The sequence below is a fragment of the Solilutibacter tolerans genome (assembly GCF_900155935.1).
Taxonomy (GTDB): Bacteria; Pseudomonadota; Gammaproteobacteria; order Xanthomonadales; family Xanthomonadaceae; genus Solilutibacter; species Solilutibacter tolerans.
Genome location: NZ_FTLW01000004.1, coordinates 60,121 through 85,458, shown reverse-complemented (window position 1 = coordinate 85,458; position 25,338 = coordinate 60,121). Strand labels below are relative to the sequence as shown.

The following is a 25,338-nucleotide window of genomic DNA, read 5'->3' as shown; positions in this document are numbered from 1 at the left end:
GAATCCTCGTTGCATTAAAAAGGGCGCGGAGTGCGCGGCCTTGCATTGTCGCTCAAAGCGCGGAATGTGGCATGAAACCGCATCCCCATGTATTTCAGTCGATACTGCAGCCGTCCGGGCCACAGGCAGCGCCATCGCCGTCCTTGGTTTGCGAAACCCCGGCATGCCGAAGCTTCTCGAAGATTTCCGCAAACAGCTCCGGCGGTTGCGCACCTTGCACAGCCAGCTGGCCATCGAAAACAAAGGTGGGCACAGCGCGAATTCCCAATTGCTGGGCTTGGGCGATCTCAGCTTCAACCTCATCCTTGCCAGCGTCGGAGGCCAGGAAATCAAGCACCAGCTGCCGCGCCAGACCGACCGCCTCACCCACATCGGCGAGTACCGCGTGATCGGCGATGTTGCGGCCTTCAGCAAAATGCGCGCGGAACAAAGCTTCGCCCATGGCATCGGCCACACCTTCATGCGCGGCGAGCAGCATCAGCCGATGCGCCTCGCGCGTGCTGGCACGCACTTGGCCGCGGCTGAAGTCCATTGGCAGGCCTTCGGCTTGGGCGGTGTCCTGTGTATGGCTCAGGATCTGCTCGACCTTGTCCGCACCGCCGAATTTCTTCTCATAGGCTTTGCGCAGCGGCACCGGTGCAGCGTCCACCGCCACGTCCGGATCCAACAGGAAGGGATGCCAGTGGATGTCGACTTCAGGCGCACCTTCTGCTTTCAGCGCTTCGCGCAAGCGGCCTTTGCCAATCCAGCACCAAGGACAGACCACATCCGACCAGACATCAACACGTAAAGGTTCGACTTTTGTATTCATGCCTCACAAAGTGGGGCCGAATTCGTTCGGAATCAAGCTTCCTCGCGCTCCGCAGCACTCCAGCGGGAGAACGGGTGCGAGGCCAGATTGAGGTTGTAATAGCGTTGCAGATGGGTGACTTCTGCGCCCGCCCATGCCGGCACGGCAAAAATCTCGTCGATGCTATCCAGCTCCAGCTCGGCGACGACCAGCCCAGCGTTATCGCCCAGAAATTCGTCGACCTCCCACTCATGGCCCTCGTGCAGCACGTAGTGCCGACGCTTGATCACCGTCCCACCCACGCATAAGGCGATCAAACCACGCGCGTCCTCGACCGGAATCAGATAATCGAATTCTTGTCGCGATGCACCCATCTCGCGCGACTTGATATTGAGCCGCGCTTCATCGCCCTCCAAACGCACGCGCACCGACGTGTTTTGCCGCCCGATCACCACCGACTCAGCATCATTGAGATAGCCTTGAGCCATGTCGATGCTACGGTGTGCCTGTCCGCGCCAAGCATCCGACACCACCAGAAATTTGCGCTCGATCTCGATGCCCATGGCTTAGCGCTCGAACACGGCGATGGATTCCACGTGCGCGGTGTGCGGGAACATGTCCATCACCCCCGCACTCTTGAGCTTCCAGCCTCGCTCGTTCACCAGATACCCAGCGTCGCGGGCCAGCGAACCCGGATGGCAGCTCACATAGACGATGCGCTTGATGCCATCGAGTGGAATTTGCTTCAACACTTCCAATGCACCGGCACGCGCCGGGTCCAGTAGCAGTTTGTCGAAGCCTTGCTTGAACCAGCGCTCCTGACACAAATCGGTCGTGAGGTCAGCCATGTGGAATTCGGCATTGGCAAGGCCGTTGTGCTCGGCGTTTTGGCGCGCACGCGCAACGAGACCCGCATCGCCCTCCACGCCCACGACTTCAGCCGCGGTACGCGCAAGTGGGAGCGTGAAGTTGCCAAGGCCGCAAAACAGATCCAGCACCCGCTCACCGGGCTGCACATCCAGCAACTCCAGCGTACGCGCAATCATCTTTTCGTTGAGACTGCCATTGACCTGAATGAAATCGAGTGGACGGAACAAAAGTTCGACATCCCACGGCGCCAGACGGAAGGAGAGCTTCGGCGGCGGCGCGTCATCGAGCGTATGCACCGAATCCAAACCCTTCGGTTGCAGGTAGATGGCGAAATCCTCCGCAGCGGCAAAATCGCGCAACTTTTGCAAATCGCCTTCCGACAGTGGCTCAAGGTGACGGAAGACCAGGGCCCGGGCCTCATCGCCTGCGATGAACTCGATCTGCGGCAACACGCTGCGCGCATCCATGCTGTCAACCAAGGCAGACAGTGCAGATATTTTCATGCCGATCTCCGGCACCACCGTATGGCATTCATCGATATCGGCGACGAAACGAGGGTCCTGCTCGCGAAACCCCACCAACGTCTTGCCCTTCTTCTCGACCCGACGCACCGAGAAGCGCCCCTTGCGGCGATAACCCCAGGCCGCATCGACCAAAGATGGCAATACTTCACCAGGCGTCACATGACCGATCCGCTCCAGGTTCTCCAACAGCACGCGCTGTTTGGCGTGGATCTGCTTGTCTTCGGCCAAGTGCTGTAGCACGCATCCGCCACAGACCCCAAAATGCAGGCAACGCGGCTCGACACGATCAGGCGATGCTTCTACTACTTCCAGCGTCTTCGCCTGATCAAAACTGCGCGAGCGTGACGTCTGTTGCACCATCACAGTCTCGCCCGGCAACGCGCCGGAAACGAACACGGTCTTGCCGTCATTCGTGCCACCCTCGCGGCGCGCAACGCCTCGGCCATCGTGGCTGAGGTCAAGGATGTGGGCCTGAAAAGGCGTTTGGTCGATGCGTGCCACGGACTGCCCAAAAGCAAAAGGGCGTGCATTTTCGCACGCCCCTTGTCTTGCTGCCGATGTGCGGCTTATTTCTTGGCTGTCGCCGAATAATGCTGGTAGCGCTGCTTGGCGAAGGCGTTGCAGGTCTGGATTTCCTTCTCCAGCACCCCCTTGTTCGGCTTGTCCTTGGAGCCGATACGGGTCAGAAGATCGCCGGTCCAGTCATCAAACTGCGCCTTGCTGACTTTCGCATCCTGCATGGTGCGCGACATCAGCCCACCCAGCTTGGCAATGTCATTCTTGTGCGCGGCATTCGCCGGGGCCGCAGCCGCCATCTTGTAGATAACGAAGCACTGGCTGGCTTGCTGTCCATTATTGATGGCCGCCTGTGCACCACCCGCAACGAGCATGGTGGTTCCGAGCGCGATAGCGCCCATGGTCTTGATCAGGGTCATGGGGACTCCTTGGTTGATTATTTCTGTTTCCAGCTGCCGCCGGATTGGTACCACCAGCCGCTGCGGGCGCTTTCCACCCATTGGCGCGCGAATACATCACGGATCTGCGCTTCCCATTCGGGATGACCGTTGGCCACGGCGACTTCGCGATAAAGCGCTTTGCGGTCGCGGTTGTCATCTGCGACGGCACTGTTGATCGCCACACGGTCTTTCAGCTGCAGTTTCGACGCATCACGCACAGTGATCAGTCCATCACTGCTGAAGCCCAGCGCACCCACATCGAAACCTGCGCGCAGACTGCTGTTGAAACGATCTTCCATCTTCGACTGAATCGCGCGGATGGCGGGCGTGTTGATGGTGATGTCGGGCGCGGACTGCGCGTAGGCACTGCCCACGCCCACCAGCGACCACAGGTCTACGCGACGTTGCAGCATGGCCATTCCGCCACCGGATTTCTCGGATTGCGGCGTTGTTTGGCCTTCATCACCGATGACCTTGTCAACGAATTCTTTCGCCGCTTCCTTCGCCTCGGCGGCGGGGAAGTAGACATTGATGGTGACGCAGGCCGCCAGCGCGAGCGCGGCGGGCAGCGGCATCCAATGTTTGATCGCCATGTTGTCCTCTCCCCAAATTGATTCAAGTTAATCGATGACCGGCTTCACATCGCCTTGGCTGACCGCCTTCATGCGTTCGACCAAGGTCGGCCAATCCACATGACGGTTGTAGCCGACGACAGTCAGCCGCGGCAGGCCAGAACCTTCGACAATAGTAAAACCCGAGGAATCTGAACGCGGCGTGTCGAGGTCACCCAGACCGCCCATCAGGCATACCTCGTTGTTCAGCTGACAGCGAATGCCCAGGCGCCCATAACCAAAGTCGTCAAACAGGCCAATCAGCTGCCCCTGCAGGCTGGACACGAAGCTGGCATCACCCACACTGGAGATGTTTTGCACCGCGCGCTGACTGATTCGCTGGCGTACGCCGGGTTTACGTTGGGTAATGAATGCTGCATCGAAACGCACCGGCGTCCAATCGACCAGGCGCAATTCGTGGATGTAGCCATCCAAACGCCCACTGATGCTGCCAAAGTCGAATACCTCAGTCAGACGGAGCAGGTCGATGTCGTTGAGGTCGATGTCGGCGCTGAGCGTCGGCGCGGTGCCGAAGGGGCGCTCCATCGCCAACTGGGTGATCTGCACCGCGCCATCGAACACGCCCAGACTCAGGCCACCATCGAAGGTCAGCTGGTCATCAGCGTAACGTGCGTGCGGAATTTCACCGTTCAACTCACCGCGGAATTCCGGCAACCCAAAGGCCTTGGCCATCTGACCCACGTCGACCGCTTCCAGTGCAAGACCGAAATCCATCTGCAGTCCGGCCGCTTCGCCCGGAGGCACGATACGCAAGCCCTGCACGATCGCGCGTCCACCAAACAATGGAATGCGTGCATCCTCTTGCAGCATCAACGCGCCATCGCGACTGCTGAATGGCAAGCGGGTTTGGCCAAAGTCCAGGCCATACATCCGTGCCTGCTGCCAGCGCAATTCCGACGCGACTGGCACGTTCGCGGAGAACGCGATAGTGCCGTCAAGTCCGTTCAGCGCAAAGCGTTCGCGTGGATCGCGCAGATCGACATCGCGCAGTGTCGCCAACGCTTGCTGCAGCTGCCCATTGGCTAGACGAATCCGCCCATCCCACTGCCCACTGATTTCTGCATCGCCCAGCCCAACCTTGCCCAGCAGGGCGCTGAGGTAACGATCGCGCAGGCCTGAAGCATCGCGGCCATCCAAGGCCAAATCGATTGCGGCGATCGCATTGTCCGGCGTGAAACTGGCATTCCCGCGCGCTTGCAAGGTCGCGCCATCGACCCATTTGATCACTGGCAAGCGCCAGCCTTGGTTCGGTAATTTCTCCGCGCGAAGCTCCAAACCTGCGGGCTTCCCACCCAGACCAAGATAGGTTTCGCCGAACAAGAGCTCGCCACCTACCGTGCCGCCAATGGCCAATTGCGTTGTACCCTGGCGCGTGCGGTAGTCGATGACAAAGCGGGCATCCAGGTTCTCGCCAACGATGCTGCCGTCATCGGACTGAAGCGCCGCGCTGGTCAAGGTCAGCGGGCCTTGTACACGCACCGGGCCATTGCGCGGGGTTGTGACCGACAGCTTTCCATCCAGCGCGCCCTGACTGAATCTGCCGCTTGACCAGGCTTGCGCCGCCAAAGCCTCGGCCCACTGCACCGGCACGCGGGTCAGGTCGATTCGGGTGAGATCGGGCGTCGTCGTGCGCCTTTGCAACGCCAGCCGCGATGCTCCGCGCGCGAGCAACGCGTCCATACCCACATCGTCGAACTGCAGTGAAAGCTTCGAGGTGGCAAGTCCGGGCGCACGTATCACGCCATCACAAGCCCAACCCGAACGCGGCAATCGACGCAGCGGACATCGCCAATCGAGATCCTGGAAGCGATAGCCCAGATCGTCCGCACGCACGACCCGCGCACGCATCGCCAACTGTCCTTGCGTGGCATTGGCTGGCCAGTTGAGTTGGACTTGCACGCCTTCCAGTGTCGCCACGGGCGTAGATACGCGCTGGATGCGCGCTTCAACCGTGCGCGCCCATGCGGGCCCGCAGGCGAGCAAGCCGAGCACGAGCCAGCAGCATGGGCGTAGGATGCGGGGCAACATGCGCCTAAGGATAAGGACGATGCGCGATAGTGGAATGAATCCACGCCTGCTGCTGGTTGAGGATGACCCGGTCAGCCTGGCCTATCTGGGTGAGGCTGCGCGCGCGCTACCCGCGGAAGTCGACTGCGCAGCCAATTTGGCCGAAGCGTTTGCGCTGGCCTCGCGGCATCGATACGACGCGTGGTTGATCGACGCCAACCTGCCTGACGGCAGTGGCGCGGAGCTGTTGTCGCGTTTGCGGGAAACGCTCGCATCCCCGCCCCCTCGTGCCTTGGCCCACACGGCATCCCAATTGCCAGAGGAGTTGGCCGCATTGCGCGCCCTTGGCTTTGATGACGTTGTCAGCAAACCGTTGCCGGTGGATGCATGGCAACAAGCGATCCGTCAATGCCTGGGGGATAGCGGACAAACATCGACATGGGACGATGATGGCGCGTTGCGAGCCCTTAATGGGAACGTGGAGGCGGTGGCATCCTTGCGCGCACTGTTCATTGCGGAATTGCCCAGGCAATCCCTCGCGATCCATGCCGCTCTGGATGCCGGGGATGCCGATGCCGCCCGTGCCGAGCTGCACAAATTAAAGGCGAGCTGCGGTTTCGTTGGCGCTGGGCGGATTCGACGGGCGGTTGATGACCTGCATGCGAATGTGTCGGATATGGATGCGCTTGCGCATTTCGATGAGGCCGTGGGCCACACACTCGATCCAGCGCGCGCGAAGGCGTGATGGCTCGATTTATCAGCCGTTGGTGGCTGGCTGAAGCCGTCTCAACTGCGCCGCCATCTCCCATGATTTCAGGCCGCGCCCACCCAGATGGTGGGCCAGCAGGACGCGCATCGGACGACGCAGGCTGAGTAAGTCTTCATCGGCTGGCGGGTGATCACCCGCTAATCCCAGCAAGGCCGCACCGGTCGCGGCATCACTGCGATCACTGCTGCCACGATCATGCAACAGACGTCGCGGTCCATGCTCGGCATCCAACCGGTAACGCGCCGCCGGGTCGATGGCGACGCCATCCCCATCCACATGCCAGTCAAATCCGAAGCCGATGGCTTCCAGCAAATCGCGCTCGTAACAACGCAGCGCCCAGGCAAGTGATCTTGGCGGTTCGCCCAGTAAATCGCGGGTGCGGGCATAGGCTGCGTGCAGGGTGGGCAACGGATCCATGCGCGGTGACAAACGCAAGGTGAGTTCGTTCAGATAGAAGCCGGCCAATGCACCCTCGCCCGACAAGCGCGGCGCTGTGTCGATGGCCTCGGCGCTACGCAGTGTCGCCAACTCACCACGTTGCACGGCCTCCAGGCGGATGCATTGCAAGGGCTGCAATGCAGCCCTTAGCGGATGCCGCTTGGGTGTGGATACACCACGCGCCACCAAGCCCACGCGACCATGGTCGGCGCAGAGAACTTCGACCACCAAGCTGGTCTCTCGCCAGGCGCGTGCATGCAGGACGTAGGCGGACTCGCTGGTGATCTGCATCAGACGATGACGATGTTAACCAGGCGATCTCACTCGCTATAGCCCAATGCGCGAAGCGCAGCCTCATCATTGGACCAACCTTGACGCACCCGCACCCAAGTCTCCAGGAAGATCTTGCGGCCGAAGAGTTTCTCCATCTGCTCGCGCGCCTTGGTGCCGATACTGCGCAGCCGAGCCCCGCCCTTGCCGATGACAATCGCCTTCTGGCTGTCGCGCTCAACCCATATCACCGCGCCGATGCGGAACATCGCGCCGTCTTCCTCGAACTTTTCGATCTCCACAGCAGCCGCATACGGAAGCTCCGCACCCAGTTGGCGCATCAACTGCTCGCGTACGAACTCGGCGGCAAGGAAGCGCATGCTGCGGTCGGTGACATCGTCCACGTCATACAGCGCGGGTTGCTCTGGCATCAGCGGCAGCAAGGTATCGACCAATGGCTCCAATCCTTGGCGCTTCACTGCCGATATCGGATGCACTGCGGCAAAATCACGGCCTTCGGTCACTTTGCTCAAATAAGGCAGCAGATCGCCCTTCTCGCGTAGGCGATCAACTTTGTTGACTACCAAAACCACGGGCACTTTGGCCTGCTTGAGGGCATCGAAGGCCATCTGGTCCTCTTCGTCCCAACGGCCAGCTTCAACCACCAGCATCGCGGCATCCACACCTTCCAGCGCACCGCGCGCCGCCCGATTGAGCACACGACTCATCGCCTTGTTCTGCGCGCCATGGATGCCGGGCGTGTCAACCAACACCAGCTGCCCTTTGTCGAAACTGGCGATACCCAGCATGCGATGCCGCGTGGTCTGCGGGCGGTCCGAGGTGATGCTGACCTTGGTGCCGACCAGGCCATTGATCAGTGTTGATTTGCCGACATTGGGACGGCCGATGACGGCGACGTGGCCGGCTCGATAAGGTTGATCGCTCATGCCTGCATTGTAGGCGAGGCGCCGTCGGGGAATGTGATCAGCCTTGTTCCAGCAAGGCTAACATCGTGGCCGCGGCTTGTTGCTCCGCCGCACGGCGTGAGCTGCCTTGGCCCTGCGTTTGTAGTGCCAATGATGCGATGCGGCAGGCCACTTCGAAATGGCGAGCGTGCTCTTCACCGGATTCAGCCAGCAATTCGTATGCCGGCAAAGGGCGCCCACGTGCCTGCAACCATTCCTGCAGTGCGGTCTTGGCATCCTTGCCTATTTTGTTGGGCGGCGGCAAGGCAGCAATCAAGGGCTCGAACCAGGGCATGGCCACCGTTCGACAGGCGTCCAATCCCGCATCCAGGTAGATGGCGCCCACCACGGCTTCGACTGCATCGGCCAGGATCGAGTCGCGACGGTGGCCGCCGGATTTCATTTCACCGGGTCCCATCCGCAGCAGTTGCCCCAATTCCAGCGTTCGCGCGATGCCTGCCAAAGCCGACTCTCGCACCAGCTCGGTGCGGGCACGGGTCAGCGTGCCTTCGTCTGCTTTTGGCCAAGCCGCGTACAACGCCTCGGCAGCCAACAGATTGACGATGGCATCGCCCAAAAATTCCAGCCGCTCGTTATGCGGCTGGCCTGCACTCCGATGCGTCAGCGCCTGCGTCAGCAGGTCTGCGTCGTGGAATGCGTGCTCGATTTTATTACTCTGCACTATTGCTGCTGATGGTTTCCTTGGCACTAAACTTGCCAACAACATCAAGGTTGTAAACCAAGGGTTTACGAACTTCGTAATCGATGCTGACCACGGTTCCGTTACTACCACGTTCAATTTTGATGTGCTGGGGCTCAACGCTAGTCACGTACCCGACTCTCATCGATCGAATCAAAGCCGTTTTCACCCCGCCCTGCTCGGCAACAGATTGCGAAGAAGAATTCGCCAAGTTTTTGAGTGCTCGTTGCACGCCCCAATACTCCTGGTACATCGGGAACAACTTCATGCCGATGAACAGCGCGAAGCCGACCACGGCCAGAAGCACCAGGAAACCGGTCAAGGACACGCCTTTTTGATTCTGTTTCATCATCACTCCTCCCCTCGAGGATGTCGTCTGGTTGGGCGCAGGCTTGCGCCTTGGCGAAGCTTACGGGATACGGTCGCCGATGCGCGAGAGATCCTTGAAATTCATCCAGATCAGGAAGGCCTTGCCGCGCAAATTGGCTTCGGGGAGCATGCCCCAGAACCGTCCATCAAGACTGTTGTCGCGGTTGTCCCCCATCACCAGATACTGTCCGGCTGGCACCTCGAACTCACCATCGCCCTGGTTCCCGACTTCCAACGACTGCACGTAGTTCTGGACCAAGTGACGATGCTCGCCCAACTGCTCCCACGCGACCACGCCCGGCATGCCGTACTGCTCGGTGCCGTTGCCTATCTCTTGCTGCGCCTCAACCTGGTATTTGAGCGGCTCGCCGTTGATCGACACCACGCCACGGTGGTAGCTCACCTTGTCGCCAGGCAAGCCGATCACGCGCTTGACGAAGTCCACGCCCTTGTCCGGATCATCCGGGCCCATGCCCGGGTACTTGAACACGGCGACATCACCGCGTTCGGGCAAGCCAATCGGCACGATCTTGGTATTGGTGATCGGCAGGCGCAGGCCATAGGCGAATTTGTTGACCAGGATGAAATCACCGATCTTGAGGGTCGGGATCATCGAACCGGTCGGGATGCGAAATGGTTCGGCGATGAAACTGCGCAGGATCAGAATCGCCAACAGCACCGGAAAGAAGGCATTGGCATAGTCGATATACCAAGGAATTTCGTCACGCGCGAGAAAGCCTGCCTGCTCGCGGCGGCGACGCAGGTGCCAGCGATCCAGTGCCCACAACAAGCCGGAAAGCAGGGTCAGGGTGACCAGGAGAATTTCGAACCAGCGCATGCGTGTTCCTTGTGATTGCGGCGTCGCGCGCCAGCGATATTACTTGTTGTCGACCTGCAAAACGGCGAGGAAGGCTTCCTGTGGAATTTCCACGCGTCCCACCTGCTTCATCCGCTTCTTGCCTTCCTTCTGCTTCTCCAGCAGCTTCTTCTTGCGCGAAGCGTCGCCACCGTAACATTTGGCCAGGACGTTCTTGCGCAGCGCCTTGACCGTGGTGCGGGCGATGATCTGGCTACCGACCGCTGCCTGGATCGCGACATCGAACATCTGCCGTGGAATGAGGTCTTTCATCTTTTCGGTCAGCTCGCGACCGCGACGGTCCGCGTATTGGCGATGCACGATGATCGACAACGCATCCACCTTGTCTCCATTGATGAGCGTATCCACGCGCACGAACGGACCGGCTTCGAAACGGACGAAGTGATAGTCCAGCGACGCATAACCGCGACTCACCGACTTCAGTTTGTCGAAGAAATCCAGCACCACTTCGGCCATCGGCAGTTCATAGCTGATCTGCACCTGGTTGCCCATGTAGGTGATGCCGATCTGCATGCCGCGCTTTTCTTCGCACAGCTTGATCACGTTGCCGACGTAGTCCGGCGGCGTGAGGATGTTGGCGCGGATGATTGGCTCGCGAATTTCCTCGACCATGTTCGCCACCGGCAGTTTGGCCGGGTTGTCGAGCGGCATCACCGTGCCGTCGGTCTTCAGCACTTCATACACGACGGTCGGCGCGGTGCTGATGAGGTTGAGGTTGTATTCGCGCTCCAGCCGCTCCTGCACGATCTCCATGTGCAGCATGCCGAGGAAGCCGCAGCGGAAACCGAAGCCCATCGCCTCCGAGCTTTCCGGCTCGAAGCGCAGGGCGGCATCGTTCAAACGCAGCTTTTCGAGGGCTTCACGCAGGTCTGGGTAATCCTCGGCATCGACCGGAAACAGCCCGGCAAACACGCGCGGCTGCATTTCCTGGAAGCCGGGCAACGGCTTGGGGGCAGGGTCGGCGGCCAGGGTCAGCGTGTCGCCGACAGGCGCGCCATGCACGTCCTTGATCGAGGCGGTGATCCAGCCCACTTCACCGGCCTTGAGTGATTTCAGCACCTTGCGCTTGGGGGTGAACACGCCGACGGCATCGACCTGATGCGCGCGACCGGTCGACATCACCAGCATCTTCTGCCCAGGCACGATCTCACCCTGCATCACGCGCACCAGCGAAACGACGCCCAGGTAATTGTCGAACCACGAGTCGATGATCAGCGCCTGCAGCTTGTCGGTGTCACGCGGGCTGGGCGGCGGGATGCGATGCACGATCGCTTCCAGCACGTCGACCACGTTCAGACCGGTCTTGGCGCTGATCGGCACGGCGTCTTCCGCGTCGATGCCGATGACCGCCTCGATCTCGCCCTTGGCACGATCAATGTCGGCCGTCGGCAAGTCGATCTTGTTGATGACCGGAATCACTTCCAGCCCCTGCTCCACTGCGGTGTAGCAGTTGGCGACGGATTGCGCTTCCACGCCTTGCGCGGCATCCACCACCAGCAGTGCGCCTTCGCACGCCGCCAGCGAGCGGCTGACTTCGTAACTGAAGTCGACGTGGCCGGGGGTGTCGATGAAGTTGAGCTGGTAGGTGTGGCCGTCCTTCGCGGTATACGGCAGCGAGACGGACTGCGCCTTGATGGTGATGCCGCGCTCGCGCTCGATAGGGTTGCTGTCGAGCACCTGGGCTTCCATCTCGCGGTCCTGCAGGCCGCCACACAATTGAATGATGCGGTCGGCCAGCGTCGACTTGCCGTGGTCAACGTGCGCGATGATCGAGAAGTTGCGGATGTTCCGCATGCTGGCGGGGATTTCGGACGACATTGGCGGCAATTAGCCGCCCATGCGGCCCTACGTGAATTCAGCCCATCATTATCGCACGCCGGCCCGTGCCGCGACGGCCGGGCCGGTCATACCGGAAACCAAGCAATATCGCCGAGTCAGGCGATCAACCGCCGGCCTTGATGGTGACGAAGCGTGGGCCGCCGCGGCCACTGAGCCGCAACATCACCGTCTGCCCCGGCTTGACGTCGGCCAACGCGGAGTCGAGCGCCTTGGCCGAGCCTACCGGCGTGCGCCCGACGGCCAGGATCACGTCGCCCGGCATGATGCCGGCCTCACGCGCCGCCATGGATGCAACACCCGTCACACCAACGCCTTCGCTTGCACCCAGCTTCAGTTGGCGGCGGTCATCCGGGTCCAGCTCGGCGATACGCAAGCCCAGCAAACCGCTTGAAGGCTGGGCTTGCGGGGCATCGCTGCGATCATCGCCACCGCGATTGAAGGCGGATGCACGCTCGGTCTCGGCTTCACCCAGCACCACATCGATATCGCGCTCGCGGCCATCCCGCCACACGCCCAGCTTCACCTTCGCTCCCGGTGGCAACGCGCCGACCATCGGCGCCACATCACCCACATCGCTGACGGCCAAGCCGTTGAAGCTGCGGATCACATCGCCCGGTTGGATGCCGGCCTTGGCCGCGCCACTGCCTATCTGCACATTGGTGACCAGGGCACCACGGTTATCGGGCAACCCCAAGCTACGGGCGAGATCGGCATCGATATTGGGATTCATATTGACGCCCAACATCCCGCGCCGCACTTGCCCGGTTTTCTTGAGCTGCTCGACCGCGTTCATCGCCGTGTCGATCGGGATGGCGAAGCTGATGCCCTGGTAGCCGCCGGACACGCTGAAGATCTGCGAGTTGATGCCGACCACCTCGCCGCGCGTGTTGAGCAGCGGGCCGCCCGAATTGCCGCGGTTGATCGCGACATCGGTTTGAATGAAAGGCACGTACTGCTGTCCGCCACCGGTATTGCGCCCGATGGCACTGACGATACCTGCCGTCACCGAGCGATCCAGGCCGTAAGGCGAGCCAATTGCGACCACCCATTGCCCCGCTTGCACACCGGATGAATTACCCAGGCGCAGCGCCGGCAGGTTGTTGCCTTCCACTTTCAGCAAGGCGACATCGGATTGCGCATCGCTGCCGATTACTTTCGCTTTCAGCTCGCGACTATCGGCTAGCTTGACCGTGACTTCATCGGCGTTGTCGACCACGTGGTGATTGGTCAGCACATAGCCATCACCGGAAATCAGGAAGCCTGTGCCCATCGACAGGCCACGCGGTGCCTGTGGCATCTGACCCCGCGGGCCTTGCATCCCCGGCGGCATCGGCATACCGAAGCGGCGGAAGATTTCGGCCATCGGGTCATCACTCATTTGCGTCGAGCGTTGCGGAGCGATCTTGGCCTCGATGCGCACGACGCCCGGCTCGACGCGATCCACCAATCGGGTGAAGTCTGGCAGCCCGGTCACCAGCTCGGGCGCTGGTGCCGCGGCAGGGGTTTGTTGCGCATCGGCCGAAGGCAACATCACGATGCCGGCCGTCGCTACCGCAGTGAGGGGAACAAGCATGAGCGGATGCAGGAATTTCTTCATCGGGAAAAATCTCGACGTTGAGGGAATTTTTTGGTTGATGCGCGAAGCCAGCTCGCCAACGATTACTCTTCGTCGGCAGGTTCCGCGCGGCGCGGCGCGAACGGGAAATACGACGCATCACTGTTCAAGCTGGCGTTGAACGTGCCATTGCCAGCGCTCGGGAGTACTGCGCGCGGCCACGGTTTGGCTGCAGGCGGCTGGAACGGATTGGTATTGCCCGCAGATTCCGCTTGCGCCGTGCGCACGGCCGACGCTTCGGGAAGGCTCACGCGAGGCGCGGCAATTTCAGCTTCACGCACAGGTGCAGATGTTTTTTGCGAAGGCGCAGCACGCGCCACGCGGACAGGTGCGCGCGCCGTGCCACTCGCGCGGATGGGGCTGGTCGATGTCGCGGCCGGGTTGATTTGCTCACGGCTGGGCACCGACGCTGCGGCCACGGTGATCGGTGCAGAAGCGGCGATATCAGTGGTCGATGCCAGCTGCGCGCCCGACGATACGGGCGTACTGGGCGATGCTACTTCGGTGACGGCGTAATCAGTTGGCGCCACGGCCGGTGCATCGGGACGCAAGGCCAGGACGCTGGCAATGGCCAGCGACGCGGCCATCGCGCCACCACCAAACCAGCGCCAACGCGCACCACGCGCGACCGATGTGCGCGTGGCGACTTCGTTCACCACGACTGCTCGCGCGGGCAGGCCCACCCCCTCGCCCTCGATCATCGGTATTGGCTCGTCGGCGATGCGCGCGGCAATGGCCTTGGCAAAACCGGCGGGCGCGGGCGCATCGGCCTGCTTGCGCAGGACATCGCCCGCGAATTGCCAGCGCGACAAGCGGTCGGCCAGTTCACCATCGTGCTGCAGCCGACGCAGCAGGAAGCGGCTCTGGTCGGCGTCGAGCGCACCGTCGATAAGGGCGGAGAGTTGTTCGCGATGGGTGTCGTTGGGGTTCATGCACGTCCTCGTTCACGCGATGTGGCTTTCGCATCCAGGAGCGGACGCAAGTCACGATCAATCGCCTCGCGGGCACGGAATATGCGTGAGCGCACCGTGCCGATCGGGCAGTCCAGTCGCAGGGCAATCTGGTCGTAAGACAGGCCATCCACCTCGCGCAGGGTGATGGCCAATCGCAATTCCTTAGGCAATGCATTGACCGCCTGCATCACCGCTTGTTCCACTTCATGGCGCAGCAATTCGCGCTCTGGCGTGTCAGTGTCGCGCATCTGCAGCGCACCGGCGTATTGCTCGGCATCAATCGCGTCGATGTCGGCGGTCGGCGGACGCCGCTTCATCGACACCAAATGGTTCTTGGCGGTATTGACCGCGATCCGGTGCAACCAGGTGTAAAACTGGGCATCACCGCGGAAACCGCCAATCGCCCGGTACGCGCGGATAAACGCCTCCTGCGCCACATCCTGCGCTTCCGACCAATCGCCCACATAGCGCGCGACCAGCGCGACGATGCGGTGCTGGTAGCGACGCACTAACAAGTCGAACGCCGTCGTTTCGCCGTCTTGCACACGACGTACCAGCTCGTGGTCAAGCACGTCGATCGGGACATTGGAACTATCGATGTCGTTGTCGGCTGTCAAAGCCGCAGCTCCAGCATGCATGGCGCCGTCTCGGATGATTGCCGGTTCTGACCGGGACGATGCACGAAAGTTCCCGATGCGACATCCGACAGCGCAGGGAATACCCCCATCATGCGGTGATTTGACGCGATATCAATGCCAGCGGGATGATGATGGGCTTCCATACCGCTTCGGATGTGCCCCATGATCGCTGCACTCGCCGGCCTGAAACCGCGCCATTGGCAAACTCGACTGCGCGATGACGGCGTACTGGTCCTCGCGTTCGACCGCGCTGACGCCAGCGTGAATGCGTTCTCCCAGGACGTATTGATCGAGCTGGACACGCTACTGGAGCGCATCGCGCTGGAACCGCCGAAGGGCGTGGTGATCGCGTCGGCCAAGCAGTCCGGCTTCATCGCCGGCGCAGATTTGAAGGAGTTCGCCGAATTCGACAAAAAAGGCACGGTCAACGACGCGATACGCCGCGGCCAGGCGGTGTTCCAGAAATTGGCCAAACTGCCCTGCCCGACCGCCGCCGCGATCCACGGCTTCTGCATGGGCGGAGGTACCGAAATCTCGCTGGCTTGCCGCTATCGCGCTGCGTCGACTGACCCCTCGACCCGGATTGGTTTGCCGGAAGTGAAGCTCGGCATCTTTCCTGGCTGGGGCGGCAGCGTGCGCTTGCCTCGTTTGATTGGCGCGCCGGCCGCGTTCGATTTGATGCTCACCGGCCGCAGCGTGTCGGCCACTGCTGCGAAAGCGATGGGGCTGGTCGACAAGACCAGCGAGCCCGCCACGCTGGAAGACACCGCCGCGCAGCTCGCCCTGCGGGGCTTCAAGCGCCCGCTCAAGCAGCGCCTTCTGGCTTGGATTACCAATACTTGGCCCGCACGCCAGTTGCTTGCACCGATGTTGATCAAACAGGTCGCGCGCAAGGCCCCAAAGGCGCACTACCCTGCGCCCTACGCGCTCATCGACAGCTGGAAGAACGCGAAAGGCGGAATCCAATCGCAGCTGGATGCCGAGCGTCGCGGCGTGGTCAAGATGGCCTCCACCCCGACCGCGCGCAACCTGATTCGCGTGTTCTTTCTGCAGGAGCGCATGAAGTCGCTCGGCAGCGGCGACAGCGGCATCAAGAAAGTACATGTGGTCGGCGCAGGCGTGATGGGCGGCGATATCGCGGCGTGGAGCGCTTACAAGGGCTTCGATGTCACCCTGCAGGACCGCGAACAGAAATTCATCGATGGTGCATTGGCGCGCGCGGGTGAACTCTTCGCCAAGAAGGTGAAGGATGAAACCAAGCGCCCGGCCGTCGCCGCACGCCTCAAGGGCGACCTCAACGGCGATGGCGTGGCCGATGCGGATCTCGTCATCGAAGCCATCATCGAAAAACCCGAAGCCAAGCGCGACTTGTACGCATCGGTCGAGCCGAAGATGAAGGCGAGCGCATTGCTCACCACCAACACCTCGTCCATCCCGCTCGTCGAGCTGCGCGAGCACATCCAGCGCCCGGCGCAATTCGCGGGCCTGCATTACTTCAACCCGGTCGCGTTGATGCCACTGGTCGAGATCATCCACCACGACGAAATGGCACCCGAGACGCAGCAACGCCTCGCCGCATTCTGCAAGAAGCTGGACAAGCTGCCTGTGCCCGTCGCGGGTACGCCAGGCTTCCTGGTCAATCGCGTCTTGTTCCCCTACATGCTGGAGGCGATGACCGCTTACTCCGAAGGCATCCCCGGCCCGGTACTGGACAAGGCCGCGGTGAAGTTCGGCATGCCGATGGGCCCGGTGGAACTAATCGATACGGTTGGCTTGGATGTTGCGTCGGGCGTTGGCGCAGAGCTCGCGCCGTTCCTTGGTCTGCAGATTCCCGCCGCGCTCGCCGCGCCGCCCGAGGCTGGCAGGCGCGGCAAAAAGGATGGCCAGGGTCTGTACAAATGGGAGAACGGCAAGCCAGTCAAACCCGAGGTGCCGGATGACTATAAGGCGCCCGAAGACCTGCAAGATCGCTTGATCCTGCCGATGATCAACGAGGCGGTGGCCTGCCTCAACGACGGCGTGGTCAGCGATGCGGAATTGCTCGATGGCGGCGTGATCTTCGGCACCGGCTTCGCGCCGTTCCGCGGTGGCCCGATCCAGTACGTGCGCGAAACCGGCGTTGATGCCGTGCTCGCACGGCTGAAGGCCTTGCAGGCCAAGCATGGTGATCGCTTTGCGCCGCGCCCAGGCTGGGACAATCCAGCCCTGCGCGTTCAAGGCTGACCGAAGCGACATCGCATAAACAAACGCCGAGCACTGCTCGGCGTTCTTGTTTGATCGATGTGGCCCCCGGGGCTTACATCGTGAAAGTCGGTTTCTCGCTCTCCAGGCGGCCGGCCAACAGCGATTCAATCTTGGCCTTCAATTGGTAGCCCTCAGGCGTGTCATCGAACTGCACGCCAACGCCGGCCGGCCGATTGCCCTGCGCGCCAACGGGCGTAAACCAGCAGACCTTGCCCGACACCGGCAATTTTTCCGAAGAATCCGGCAGCGTGACCATCATGAAGACCGGCTGCCCCAGTGGCAGGCGGTTGGGCGTCTGCGCAAATAGCCCACCGCCTTTGATGAAAGGCATATAGGCACTGTAGAGCGCGCCTTCATCAGGCAGATTGACGTTGAGGATGCTCTGGCGGGCCGCGCCGGCTGTCGGGGTCATGGATGGTTCCTGCTCAATGCCTATGGTGGAGGATACCTGCTGGACTCAATCCAAGCAGCCCTCGGCCTGCAAGGAATGCCAAATGGTTTGACGACCAGCCGGTTGCGAGAGACCCAGCGGCACTTGTTCCTTCGCGGCATCCAGTCGCATTCCTTCCCATTGTCTGAGCAATGCACCACACACCTTGAGCTGCGCGCTTGAAGCCAGCCCACCTGCACTACGCATGCGCAGCTGCAAACGCGAAATACTCGCGGGCATCGGAGAAGGCCGGCGCAATTGCAGGGGATCTGCTGGAAGCTGCACCCCGTCGCCACTGGCACTTCCTGCATCGCCGATTTGTGGATCTGGATACCAGCGATCACTTCCGGCAACCGGCCGGGAGGTTTGGTCTGCTGATGAAACTGCATCCCTACCAGACACCTGTGATGTCTGTAATGTCGATGGTGCCAACGCCTTCAAGCCCGAGGCAACACGCTGGGGCACCGCAGAGTCGTCGGAAGCGCTGGCATCAGGCAAGGATGGCGCTGGCGCTGCCGATGGCAACCAGACAATCGGAGTGCGCCTAAGCTCCACTCGCGCCATATCCTCCGTGGCCTGTTGGTACAGCAACCACAAGGTGGACCAAACCAATGCATTGATGCCGAGTGAGGCCAGCAGCGCGCACCATGACAGAGGTGCGTCATAGCAGCCATCCATTTTTCGTGAGCAATTGTCCGACGGCTGCATGCGCGCTTCCCTGCGGGCGACGCAAGCTGTGACAAGCGCACTGGGATGAAGTTCCGCGCTTAGCGGGCCGATGCGGGCCAGGCCAGCAGAAGCTCCATTACGGCAAGGTCAGCGCGGATCGTGGTTCGCAATAGTTCATGCGTCCGGTTGGCCTTGTCGAACCAGGCCGCCAAGGGGCGGATGTCGTATCCATTCGCGCTGCGCGCGCGTTCGGCCGCGACGTCTGCGGCAAAGCGCAGTCGCAGCGCAACATCGTCATCACTAACCCAGCGCTGGGCGATGGTGTTCGCAGCACTGGCATCACGCGTTAGTCGATCAAGATCGGCCACGATTTCCGCGCGCAGGGCCAGGGCGTCCTGCTGCAACCATGCATGCGCAAGCCCTGGGTGCCCGCGGGCGATGGACAACGCCTCGTCCGCTTGCTTCGCAGGATGCCCCTGCGCAATCAACCACGCCCGCGCTTCGCCTTCCTGCGGCAAGCGAAACTCCATTACCTGTACCCGACTGCGGATCGTCGCCGGCAAGCGTGCGGGTTGTGCACTGATGAGCCACAGGAAACGTCCGGGTTGTGGTTCTTCCAAGGTTTTCAACAAGGCGTTGCAGGCAGCGTGGTTGATTGCATCGGCCGGCTCGATGATGGCGACCTGATTCTCGCCATACTGCGGCGTGAGCGACAACTTGCTGCTCATCGTGCGAATTTGGTCGATGACGATTTCACTGCGCAACTTGTGGGTCTTGTCATTGACCGCATAGCTGATGAAACGTACGTCTGGATGAGCGGGGTGACCGTCGGGATGCGCCAAGCTGCCATCCGGACGCACCTCCACTGGATCCATCTGATTGCGCGACAGGTAAAGTTTGCAGCTGCGGCACTGGCCGCACGCTTCATTGCCCGGCGCACGCGCGGCGCATAGTGCGCGCATCGCCAGCTTTTCCGCGACCGCGCGCTTGCCTAGCCGCGATGGGCCAGCAAACAACAAGCCGTGCGGAAGGCGTCCCGCATCCAGCGCGGCGGCAGCTTGGTCGTAGATGCGCTGTTGCCACGGAGCTAGCTCGACGCTCATGAGCGATACGTCTTCAATGCGGTGAGAGCGGCAGCGGCAACGACATCTGCAGCTTGGGCGGCATCTATGACACGGAAGCGCTCGGGTGCATGTTCGGCGCGCTGCATGAACCCGGCACGCACGCGTTCGAAAAATTCCTCGCGCTCGCTTTCGATGCGATCAGGCGCACCGCCTCGCGAGTGCATGCGCGCACGACCCGCTGCGACATCGATATCCAGCAAGAAAGTCAGCCCAGGCTCGATGCCGACGCACTCGTGCTCCAGCATGGTGATCAGCGCCTCGTCCACGCCACGCCCAGCGCCTTGGTAGGCGTAACTTGAATCGGTGAATCGATCACACAAGACCCACGCGCCTGATTCGAGCGCCGGGACGATAGTCTCACGCACATGCTGCGCGCGCGCCGCGAACATCAACAAGGTTTCGGTTTCGTGTGTCGCCGGCTCATGCGAAGGGTCGAGCAACAAGGCACGAATCATTTCCGCCAGCGGCGTGCCACCGGGCTCGCGCGTGCTAACGACACGCTCGCCCTGTGATTCGAGTGCATCGCGCAAAGCATGGATGACCGTGCTCTTGCCAGCACCCTCACCTCCCTCGATGCTGACGAAACGCGGGTACGACTGGAGTGGTTTCATCGTGTGGGGGGCAACGGTTGCTCGGCCGGTAGCGCTGGGGTGTCTGCATCAGCCGCATCGGCCGGGGGCACATCAGTAACATTCTCAGGCGCACCATCCTTCGAGACGGTCACGGTGCCACGCATCGGCTCGTCAGCCCGGCTGGCGTCGGCACGGCGATTGGCTAGGTAAGCAGCGACATTGCGCTGGTGTTCGGGATAGGTCGATGCAAATCGGCTGCGACCGCTGCCATCACCCATGGCAACGAAAAACAATGCATCGCCAGGCGCCGGATGCGCGGTTGCCTGCAGCGAGGCCCGTCCCGGCATGGCGATCGGTGTCGGCGGCAGGCCTGCGCGAGTGCGCGTGTTGTATGGGCCATCGGTACGCAAATGCGCCCAGGTGATGTTGCCCTTGTAAGCATCACCCAGGCCATAAATGATGGTTGGGTCGGTTTCCAGGCGCATACCCAGCTTCAGTCGACGATCAAAAACGCCTGCGATTTGTGCGCGCTCGTCGGGGATGCCGGTTTCCTTCTCGACGATCGATGCCATCGTCAACAATTCGTACGGCGTCTTGAATGGCGTTTCCGGATCGCGCGCCTTCCAGGTTTCATCGAGTGCCTTTTCCATCGCTGCATACGCGCGCTTGAGTACGCCCAAGTCGCTCTCGGTGCGGTTGTACTGGTAGGTCTCGGGCAGGAAGCGGCCTTCCGGATGCTGATCCGCATGCCCCAGTGCTTTCATCAACGCCTCGTTGCTAAGACCTGCGGTTTCTTGCTTTAGATTCTGCGCGCGGCTGAGCGCGCGGCGCAGATCGCGGATGGTCCAACCTTCGACGATAGTGAAGCGATAACTGACCACTTTTCCATCGCGCATGTCGAGGAGTAGCTGGCGCGGCGTAATGCCTTCGCGCAGCGCGTACTCTCCGACCTGGATCTTGCCTGCCGTGCCAGTCAGGCGCGCCAAAGCCTGCCATTCAAAATCATGCCCCGACTGGATGCCGACACCACGAATCTTTCCCAGCACCGCCTGGAACGAGTCGCCCTGCGCTACAACCAAGGATGCATCGGGCTGAATGCCGTCGATTGGCGCATCCGCGAAACTCTTCTGCCGCTGCCAAACCACGCCCAATGCCAGCACGATGCAGACAAGGAGCAGGAATGCGGTGGTCAGGGCGCTACGGCAGCCTCTTTTCTTCACGATGCCTCCAAAAGTGGTTCAAAGCCGGGATGTGACTGTGCCAATGCCGCCTGCAAAGCGCGAATCTCCGGGTGGGTCCGTGGCCAGGCGCGCGCGCCCAACCGCTGGACAGGCAGGATACCGCGCACCGCATTGCACAGGAAAACCGCATCAGCACACTCGACATCGCTAGGCTTAAGTGATGTGACGTGGGCATCGACCTGCGCAAGTACCCACTCGCGCATCACCCCGGCCACCCCGCAGGCATCCAGCACAGGCGTTTGCCAGTGGCCATCGATCAAAGCGAAGAAATTGGCCGATGTCGCCGCGATCACTCTGCCTGCGCCATCACACATCAAGCCCTCATCCGCATTCGCTGCGCGCACCTCGTTTGCCGCGAGGATTTGCTCCAGGCGATTGCCATGCTTGAGTCCGGCAAGACGCGGTTGCGATGCCAGCGTGATTTCGCACCAAATCGTATCCAGGCTATCGATGCGGTTCGGAAGTGGATGCATCGATAACATCCAAAATGGCGCTGCATCTGAATTGGCTGCATAGCCGCGCACGCCACCGCCACGAGTGAGTTGCAACTTCAGCACGCCGTCTGCGCCATCCAGCAGGGCCATCGCTTCGGCATACATCCGCGTGGCATCCGGCAGCGGCATCGCCAAACGCTGGGTGCCATGCGTCAACCGCGCCATATGCGCATCCCACCACGGGATATCACCGCGATGTATACGCATCGTCTCGAACAAGGACTCGCCATAGGCAAGCCCGCGGTCATCCGGCGCAATCGCGTCCACGCGCGCATCGCCCATAAACATGCGCACGGTCATTCCGTGGCTCCCAGCGCGCGCAACATGCCGCGCGCCTTGGCCCGGGTTTCGGCGAGCTCCTTGTCTGGATCCGAATCGATCACGATGCCGGCACCGGTGCGGAAACGCAGCACGTCACCCTCCACTTCCGCACTCCGAATGAGGATGTTGAGGTCCAGGTCGCCGTCGCGGTTCAGCCAGCCCATCGCGCCGGTGTATGCGCCACGACCGACGTCTTCCAGCTCGGCGATGATTTCCATGCAACGTACCTTGGGCGCCCCGGTGATCGTGCCGCCCGGAAACGTCGCGCGGATGACATCGACGGGCGTGGCATCGCCACGCAACACGCCGCGCACATTGCTGACGATATGATGCACGTGGGCGTAGCTTTCCACGGTCATCAACTCGTCCACCACGACGCTACCACCCACGCACACGCGACCCAGGTCATTGCGTTCCAGGTCGACCAACATCACGTGCTCGGCGCGCTCCTTGGGGTGACCGATGAGTTCACGCACGCGGTCGGCATCATCATCGCCCGCAGTGCGCGGGCGCGTGCCGGCGATGGGCCGCGTTTCGGCGATGTCGCCACGAATAGACACGAGGCGCTCGGGCGAGGCGCTGACCACCGCCCAATTGTCATGCGCGAACACGCCGGCAAACGGCGCAGGATTGGCCACAGTCAACTGCCGATGCAGCATCGCGGGATCGAGTGGCGTATCGAAGCGTGCCTGCCATGCACGCGACAGATTCACTTGGAAGACATCACCCGCGACGAGGTAATCCAACACGCTGCGCACGCCATCGGTGAAGCGACCGGGCTCATCTTCGGAAATCGAGGACGGCGGCTGCCATGGTGGCAAGTCGGGCAATGCAGCGATCGCGGCGACATCCGCCAATACGGCATCTCGCAGCGCTTCCGCACCCGCTTCGGCCATCAACAACAGTTCGCCATTAGCATGGTCGTGCAGCAGCGCCACCGGGCAACGCAGCGCCGCTGCCATCGGCAGGCCGCCCGCAGCACGTGGCAGGTGCAGGATCGGCTCGACTTCCTGCGCCATCTCGTAACCCAGACTCAAGGCCCAACCACCCCGGAACGGCAATGCATGATCGCCGCGATCCGGCAAGCGGTGCGCCTGCCAGACCTGCTCGAGATGGTCGAAGAAACCGCCTTCTAGCTCGTTGCCCGAAAGATCACGCAGCTGGCCATCGGCATCACGCAGGAAGCCTTCACCATTCGTCACCAGCAGCATGTCCCAACGCGCATGCTTGCGCGCGGAGGCATCCAGCGCCGCCGCTGACGACACCGCCAGCAGCGGGTAACGTGACGGTGCCACGCGACGCAACGCCGCAAGATCTAGCGGCATCGGGAGTCGTTCGATCAACATGGAAGGCTGCGCCGGTCTAGCCCGGCGCCGATGCTCAAGCGCGCCGGAATACCAGCGTGCCGTTGGTGCCGCCGAAGCCGAAGGAATTCGACATCACGACATCCACCTGCACGTCACGTGCGGTATGCGGCACGTAATCGAGGTCACAACCTTCTGACGGATTGTCCAGGTTGATCGTCGGCGGAATCACGCCTTCCTTGAGCGCCATTGCGGAGAACACGGCTTCAACGCCACCGGCTGCGCCCAGCAAGTGACCGGTCATCGACTTGGTCGAACTGACCATCACCGATTTAGCCGCCTCGCCCAAGGCGGCCTTCACCGCCATCGTTTCGGCCAGGTCACCTGCAGGCGTGGAGGTGCCGTGTGCGTTGATGTAGCCGATGTCGCTTGCGTTGACGCCGGCATCGCGCATCGCGTTGACCATGCAGCGCGCCGCACCTTCGCCGCTCTCGCTCGGGGCAGTCATGTGGTACGCATCGCCGCTCATGCCGAAGCCGATGACTTCCGCATATATACGTGCGCCGCGCGCCTTTGCGCGCTCGTATTCCTCGATCACCAAGACGCCTGCGCCGTCACCCATCACGAAGCCATCGCGGCCTTCGTCCCATGGGCGCGAGGCGCGGGTCGGATCATCGTTGCGGGTGGACAGCGCCTTCATCGCGCAGAAACCACCGACGGCGGTCGGCGTGGTGGCGTATTCGGCGCCGCCGCAGACCATCACATCGGCCTCGCCATACTGGATCATCCGGTAGGCCAAACCGATGTTGTGCGTCGCCGTGGTGCATGCGGTGACCGCGGCGATATTCGGACCCTTCGCACCGGTCATGATCGACAGCTGGCCGGAGACCATGTTGATGATGGTGCTGGGTACATAGAAGGGCGAAATCTTGCGCACGCCACCATTGGCGTATTTCAGCGTGGTGTCCTCGATGCCGGACAGGCCACCAATGCCCGCACCGACGGCGATGCCGATGCGCTCGGCATACTCACCTGCGATCTCCAGCCCCGCATCCTTGATCGCCATCAGGCCCGCTGCGACACCGTAATGCACGAACGGGTCCATCTTCTTGATGTCTTTCGGGCTGATGAAGGCAGCCGGATCGAAATCTTTTACCTCACCGGCGATGCGGGTCGGAAAAGTGCTGACATCGAAATGGGTGATCGGACCAATGCCCGAACGCCCAGCCTTGATGCCGGCCCAACTGGATTCAAGGTCGTTGCCAAGCGGCGAAAGAATGCCGAGGCCGGTGATGACGACGCGACGTTTGGACATGCGAGCTCCGGTACTGCGTGATTCGATGTTGCGGGTTCAAACATGCACAAGGCCGCTCTAGGCGGCCCTGCGCGTCAAGCCTGCGTGCGCAGGATCAAGCCTTGACGTGAGCCTTCACGTAGTCGATCGCCTGCTGCACGTTGGTGATCTTCTCGGCTTCTTCGTCCGGGATCTCGCACTCGAACTCTTCTTCCAGTGCCATGACCAGCTCGACGGTATCAAGCGAATCGGCGCCCAGATCGTCAACGAACGACGAACCATTGTTGACGTCGTCTTCCTTCACGCCCAGTTGTTCAACCACGATTTTCTTGACGCGCTCTTCGATATTGCTCATGTGTGACCCCTCCGGGGGTATGTTCGGATGAAAGCTGGTGGTAAGTGTACGGGAAACCGCCCAACGCACGCGACGCCG

General features: G+C 61.7%; 26 protein-coding genes. 2 read left to right on the top strand and 24 right to left on the bottom strand.

Features of this window, described 5'->3' with window-relative positions; translation table 11 throughout:
* Positions 1 to 94: 94 nt before the first annotated feature.
* The 6 genes from BW989_RS08790 to BW989_RS08765 form a co-directional block, all read right to left on the bottom strand.
* Entirely contained in the window at positions 95 to 811 is a 717-nt protein-coding gene (locus BW989_RS08790; RefSeq protein ID WP_076587434.1) for a DsbA family oxidoreductase, read from the bottom strand.
* Positions 812 to 843: 32 nt separating this feature from the next.
* Positions 844 to 1,353 (bottom strand): CYTH domain-containing protein, encoded by a 510-nt coding sequence (locus BW989_RS08785; RefSeq protein WP_076587433.1) that lies wholly within the window; start codon positions 1,351 to 1,353, stop codon positions 844 to 846.
* Positions 1,354 to 1,356: 3 nt separating this feature from the next.
* The gene (gene rlmD / locus BW989_RS08780; protein ID WP_076587432.1) at positions 1,357 to 2,685 is read right to left on the bottom strand and encodes a 23S rRNA (uracil(1939)-C(5))-methyltransferase RlmD; all 1,329 of its coding nucleotides are present in this window, start codon (positions 2,683 to 2,685) and stop codon (positions 1,357 to 1,359) included.
* 65 nt (positions 2,686 to 2,750) lie between these two features.
* The gene (locus BW989_RS08775) at positions 2,751 to 3,119 is read right to left on the bottom strand and encodes a hypothetical protein (RefSeq protein WP_076587430.1); all 369 of its coding nucleotides are present in this window, start codon (positions 3,117 to 3,119) and stop codon (positions 2,751 to 2,753) included.
* A 17-nt stretch (positions 3,120 to 3,136) separates the two neighbouring features.
* On the bottom strand, positions 3,137 to 3,733 hold the full coding sequence (locus BW989_RS08770) for a YdbL family probable chaperone protein (RefSeq protein WP_076587428.1): 597 nt from the start codon (positions 3,731 to 3,733) through the stop codon (positions 3,137 to 3,139).
* A 27-nt stretch (positions 3,734 to 3,760) separates the two neighbouring features.
* Positions 3,761 to 5,800, bottom strand: a complete 2,040-nt coding sequence (locus BW989_RS08765; protein WP_076587426.1) for a hypothetical protein — start codon at positions 5,798 to 5,800, stop codon at positions 3,761 to 3,763.
* A gap of 19 nt (positions 5,801 to 5,819) precedes the next feature.
* Between BW989_RS08765 and BW989_RS08760 the strand changes: the two genes are divergently transcribed.
* A complete protein-coding gene (locus BW989_RS08760) occupies positions 5,820 to 6,524 on the top strand; it encodes a response regulator (protein WP_165688578.1) in 705 nt (234 codons plus the stop codon).
* A gap of 12 nt (positions 6,525 to 6,536) precedes the next feature.
* On the opposite strand, the gene recO is transcribed toward BW989_RS08760, so the two are convergent.
* From recO to rpoE, 9 genes are all read right to left on the bottom strand, one after another.
* Positions 6,537 to 7,277 (bottom strand): DNA repair protein RecO, encoded by a 741-nt coding sequence (gene recO, locus BW989_RS08755; RefSeq protein WP_076587422.1) that lies wholly within the window; start codon positions 7,275 to 7,277, stop codon positions 6,537 to 6,539.
* 29 nt (positions 7,278 to 7,306) lie between these two features.
* Complete coding sequence (gene era, locus BW989_RS08750) at positions 7,307 to 8,203, bottom strand: GTPase Era (RefSeq protein WP_076587421.1); 897 nt, start codon at positions 8,201 to 8,203, stop codon at positions 7,307 to 7,309.
* Positions 8,204 to 8,240: 37 nt separating this feature from the next.
* Positions 8,241 to 8,948: a ribonuclease III gene (gene rnc / locus BW989_RS08745; RefSeq protein WP_076587419.1), complete on the bottom strand. Its 708-nt coding sequence runs from the start codon at positions 8,946 to 8,948 to the stop codon at positions 8,241 to 8,243.
* Positions 8,893 to 9,273, bottom strand: coding sequence for a DUF4845 domain-containing protein (locus BW989_RS08740; protein ID WP_083688435.1), 381 nt, complete (start codon positions 9,271 to 9,273; stop codon positions 8,893 to 8,895). The genes rnc and BW989_RS08740 overlap by 56 nt, the downstream gene beginning before the upstream one ends.
* 57 nt (positions 9,274 to 9,330) lie before the next feature.
* Positions 9,331 to 10,128 (bottom strand): signal peptidase I, encoded by a 798-nt coding sequence (lepB, locus tag BW989_RS08735; protein ID WP_076587417.1) that lies wholly within the window; start codon positions 10,126 to 10,128, stop codon positions 9,331 to 9,333.
* Positions 10,129 to 10,167: 39 nt separating this feature from the next.
* Positions 10,168 to 11,961, bottom strand: a complete 1,794-nt coding sequence (gene lepA / locus BW989_RS08730) for a translation elongation factor 4 (protein ID WP_076587930.1) — start codon at positions 11,959 to 11,961, stop codon at positions 10,168 to 10,170.
* A gap of 148 nt (positions 11,962 to 12,109) precedes the next feature.
* Positions 12,110 to 13,579, bottom strand: a complete 1,470-nt coding sequence (locus BW989_RS08725) for a DegQ family serine endoprotease (protein ID WP_242651404.1) — start codon at positions 13,577 to 13,579, stop codon at positions 12,110 to 12,112.
* An 86-nt stretch (positions 13,580 to 13,665) separates the two neighbouring features.
* Entirely contained in the window at positions 13,666 to 14,553 is an 888-nt protein-coding gene (locus tag BW989_RS08720) for an RseA family anti-sigma factor (protein ID WP_076587413.1), read from the bottom strand.
* Positions 14,550 to 15,212: an RNA polymerase sigma factor RpoE gene (gene rpoE, locus BW989_RS08715; protein WP_083688433.1), complete on the bottom strand. Its 663-nt coding sequence runs from the start codon at positions 15,210 to 15,212 to the stop codon at positions 14,550 to 14,552. The genes BW989_RS08720 and rpoE overlap by 4 nt, the downstream gene beginning before the upstream one ends.
* A gap of 162 nt (positions 15,213 to 15,374) precedes the next feature.
* On the opposite strand from rpoE, the gene BW989_RS08710 reads away from it, so the two are divergent.
* Positions 15,375 to 17,435 (top strand): 3-hydroxyacyl-CoA dehydrogenase NAD-binding domain-containing protein, encoded by a 2,061-nt coding sequence (locus BW989_RS08710; protein WP_076587411.1) that lies wholly within the window; start codon positions 15,375 to 15,377, stop codon positions 17,433 to 17,435.
* Between the two features lie 73 nt (positions 17,436 to 17,508).
* Here the strand turns inward: BW989_RS08710 and BW989_RS08705 are convergent, their stop codons facing one another.
* From BW989_RS08705 to acpP, 9 genes are all read right to left on the bottom strand, one after another.
* A complete protein-coding gene (locus tag BW989_RS08705) occupies positions 17,509 to 17,868 on the bottom strand; it encodes a PilZ domain-containing protein (protein ID WP_076587409.1) in 360 nt (119 codons plus the stop codon).
* Positions 17,869 to 17,913: 45 nt separating this feature from the next.
* The gene (locus tag BW989_RS12600; protein ID WP_076587407.1) at positions 17,914 to 18,126 is read right to left on the bottom strand and encodes a hypothetical protein; all 213 of its coding nucleotides are present in this window, start codon (positions 18,124 to 18,126) and stop codon (positions 17,914 to 17,916) included.
* A gap of 527 nt (positions 18,127 to 18,653) precedes the next feature.
* Entirely contained in the window at positions 18,654 to 19,658 is a 1,005-nt protein-coding gene (locus BW989_RS08695; protein WP_076587405.1) for a DNA polymerase III subunit delta', read from the bottom strand.
* Positions 19,655 to 20,290 (bottom strand): dTMP kinase, encoded by a 636-nt coding sequence (tmk, locus tag BW989_RS08690; RefSeq protein ID WP_076587403.1) that lies wholly within the window; start codon positions 20,288 to 20,290, stop codon positions 19,655 to 19,657. Before tmk ends, BW989_RS08695 begins: the two co-directional genes overlap by 4 nt.
* Positions 20,287 to 21,474 carry an endolytic transglycosylase MltG gene (gene mltG / locus BW989_RS08685; RefSeq protein ID WP_083688431.1) on the bottom strand — a complete coding sequence of 396 codons (1,188 nt, stop codon included), beginning with the start codon at positions 21,472 to 21,474 and terminating at the stop codon, positions 20,287 to 20,289. The genes tmk and mltG overlap by 4 nt, the downstream gene beginning before the upstream one ends.
* Positions 21,468 to 22,286: an aminodeoxychorismate lyase gene (gene pabC, locus BW989_RS08680; RefSeq protein WP_083688429.1), complete on the bottom strand. Its 819-nt coding sequence runs from the start codon at positions 22,284 to 22,286 to the stop codon at positions 21,468 to 21,470. Before pabC ends, mltG begins: the two co-directional genes overlap by 7 nt.
* Positions 22,283 to 23,653: an aminodeoxychorismate synthase component I gene (locus tag BW989_RS08675; protein ID WP_129582878.1), complete on the bottom strand. Its 1,371-nt coding sequence runs from the start codon at positions 23,651 to 23,653 to the stop codon at positions 22,283 to 22,285. Before BW989_RS08675 ends, pabC begins: the two co-directional genes overlap by 4 nt.
* A 34-nt stretch (positions 23,654 to 23,687) precedes the next feature.
* Positions 23,688 to 24,926 (bottom strand): beta-ketoacyl-ACP synthase II, encoded by a 1,239-nt coding sequence (gene fabF / locus BW989_RS08670; RefSeq protein ID WP_076587399.1) that lies wholly within the window; start codon positions 24,924 to 24,926, stop codon positions 23,688 to 23,690.
* A gap of 94 nt (positions 24,927 to 25,020) precedes the next feature.
* Entirely contained in the window at positions 25,021 to 25,260 is a 240-nt protein-coding gene (gene acpP / locus BW989_RS08665; RefSeq protein ID WP_076587397.1) for an acyl carrier protein, read from the bottom strand.
* Between the last annotated feature and the right edge of the window lie 78 nt (positions 25,261 to 25,338).

Bases quoted from the DNA above. Each gene is read 5' to 3' on its own strand.
- BW989_RS08785 (WP_076587433.1), bottom strand. From the start codon at position 1,353: ATGGGCATCGAGATCGAGCGCAAATTTCTGGTGGTGTCGGATGCTTGG.
- fabF (WP_076587399.1), bottom strand. From the start codon at position 24,926: ATGTCCAAACGTCGCGTCGTCATCACCGGCCTCGGCATTCTTTCGCCG.
- BW989_RS08775 (WP_076587430.1), bottom strand. From the start codon at position 3,119: ATGACCCTGATCAAGACCATGGGCGCTATCGCGCTCGGAACCACCATG.
- BW989_RS08710 (WP_076587411.1), top strand. From the start codon at position 15,375: ATGATCGCTGCACTCGCCGGCCTGAAACCGCGCCATTGGCAAACTCGA.
- acpP (WP_076587397.1), bottom strand. From the start codon at position 25,260: ATGAGCAATATCGAAGAGCGCGTCAAGAAAATCGTGGTTGAACAACTG.
- BW989_RS08725 (WP_242651404.1), bottom strand. From the start codon at position 13,579: ATGCTTGTTCCCCTCACTGCGGTAGCGACGGCCGGCATCGTGATGTTG.
- BW989_RS08760 (WP_165688578.1), top strand. From the start codon at position 5,820: ATGCGCGATAGTGGAATGAATCCACGCCTGCTGCTGGTTGAGGATGAC.
- rpoE (WP_083688433.1), bottom strand. From the start codon at position 15,212: ATGCATGCTGGAGCTGCGGCTTTGACAGCCGACAACGACATCGATAGT.
- BW989_RS08770 (WP_076587428.1), bottom strand. From the start codon at position 3,733: ATGGCGATCAAACATTGGATGCCGCTGCCCGCCGCGCTCGCGCTGGCG.
- recO (WP_076587422.1), bottom strand. From the start codon at position 7,277: ATGCAGATCACCAGCGAGTCCGCCTACGTCCTGCATGCACGCGCCTGG.
- lepB (WP_076587417.1), bottom strand. From the start codon at position 10,128: ATGCGCTGGTTCGAAATTCTCCTGGTCACCCTGACCCTGCTTTCCGGC.
- BW989_RS08695 (WP_076587405.1), bottom strand. From the start codon at position 19,658: ATGAGCGTCGAGCTAGCTCCGTGGCAACAGCGCATCTACGACCAAGCT.
- pabC (WP_083688429.1), bottom strand. From the start codon at position 22,286: ATGACCGTGCGCATGTTTATGGGCGATGCGCGCGTGGACGCGATTGCG.
- tmk (WP_076587403.1), bottom strand. From the start codon at position 20,290: ATGAAACCACTCCAGTCGTACCCGCGTTTCGTCAGCATCGAGGGAGGT.
- BW989_RS12600 (WP_076587407.1), bottom strand. From the start codon at position 18,126: ATGCCCGCGAGTATTTCGCGTTTGCAGCTGCGCATGCGTAGTGCAGGT.
- BW989_RS08740 (WP_083688435.1), bottom strand. From the start codon at position 9,273: ATGATGAAACAGAATCAAAAAGGCGTGTCCTTGACCGGTTTCCTGGTG.
- BW989_RS08790 (WP_076587434.1), bottom strand. From the start codon at position 811: ATGAATACAAAAGTCGAACCTTTACGTGTTGATGTCTGGTCGGATGTG.
- BW989_RS08765 (WP_076587426.1), bottom strand. From the start codon at position 5,800: ATGTTGCCCCGCATCCTACGCCCATGCTGCTGGCTCGTGCTCGGCTTG.
- BW989_RS08675 (WP_129582878.1), bottom strand. From the start codon at position 23,653: ATGTTGATCGAACGACTCCCGATGCCGCTAGATCTTGCGGCGTTGCGT.
- lepA (WP_076587930.1), bottom strand. From the start codon at position 11,961: ATGCGGAACATCCGCAACTTCTCGATCATCGCGCACGTTGACCACGGC.
- rnc (WP_076587419.1), bottom strand. From the start codon at position 8,948: ATGTTGTTGGCAAGTTTAGTGCCAAGGAAACCATCAGCAGCAATAGTG.
- BW989_RS08705 (WP_076587409.1), bottom strand. From the start codon at position 17,868: ATGACCCCGACAGCCGGCGCGGCCCGCCAGAGCATCCTCAACGTCAAT.
- era (WP_076587421.1), bottom strand. From the start codon at position 8,203: ATGAGCGATCAACCTTATCGAGCCGGCCACGTCGCCGTCATCGGCCGT.
- BW989_RS08720 (WP_076587413.1), bottom strand. From the start codon at position 14,553: ATGAACCCCAACGACACCCATCGCGAACAACTCTCCGCCCTTATCGAC.